Genomic DNA, 834 nt, shown 5'->3' with positions numbered 1-834 from the left:
TGGCTAAAAATAGCACGGTAACCAATGCTAATGACGCAATCATTTGAATAATAGGGTCAGCAATAGACTGTGCGGCCACTAGTTTCATCGTTTGTTGACGCATTTGATTACTGACATGGTCAAAACGTTTACGTTCTACGTTTTGACCACCATAGCTCAGTACCACTTTATGCCCTTTTAGCATCTGCTCTGCTGAAGAGGTCACATCACCCATGGTGGTCTGCATCCCTTTTGAGATCTTGCGAAAACGTTTAGAGACAATGCCAATCCCCATCGCAACCACTGGTGCAACAACGATTAAGACCAGTGATAGCTGCCAACTATTCCAAAACATCAAGGTCAATAGGCCGATGATACTCGCACCTTCACGAACAATACTTACCAGCGCACGGCTGGTCGCCCCAGCCACTTGCTCTGAATCATAGGTAATGCGTGATAACAAGCCACCCGTGGATTCCTTATCAAAGAAACTGACAGGCATATGCATGAATTGGTTAAAGATTTTTCGACGCATTAGCATCACGACATTGCCAGAAACCCAGCTCAAACAGTATGAGGAGACAAAGCCACTGAAGCCACGCAGCGCCATCATCCCCAAGATGATAAAAGGCAGCACGCGCAAGAAATCAGATTCCGCATTCCCAAACCCTTCATCGAGAAGAGGCTTAAGTAACGACACCATATACGTGTCAGAAACCGCATTGATGATTAATGCGACAACCGCAACCGCTAGGCCAGATTTGTAAAGGCGGATATAGGTCCACAGGCGTTTGAAGGTTTGCCAAGTGGTTTCGTCAGTATTGAGTGACATAGACATGTTTTGTTCTTAAGAAA

At 45.6% G+C, this 834-nt stretch carries 1 protein-coding gene; it reads right to left on the bottom strand.

Going from position 1 to position 834, the window contains the following annotated elements:
* On the bottom strand, window positions 1–811 hold an 811-nt coding region (locus GMA8713_RS25955; protein ID WP_269747473.1), incomplete at its 3' end, for an ABC transporter transmembrane domain-containing protein.
* Window positions 812–834: the final 23 nt, after the last annotated feature.

The sequence above is a fragment of the Grimontia marina genome (assembly GCF_900060185.1).
In the GTDB taxonomy this organism is placed as follows: Bacteria; Pseudomonadota; Gammaproteobacteria; order Enterobacterales; family Vibrionaceae; genus Enterovibrio; species Enterovibrio marinus.
The sequence above is the reverse complement of the archived record's forward strand: the minus strand, read 5'-3'. Positions and strand labels throughout refer to the sequence as shown.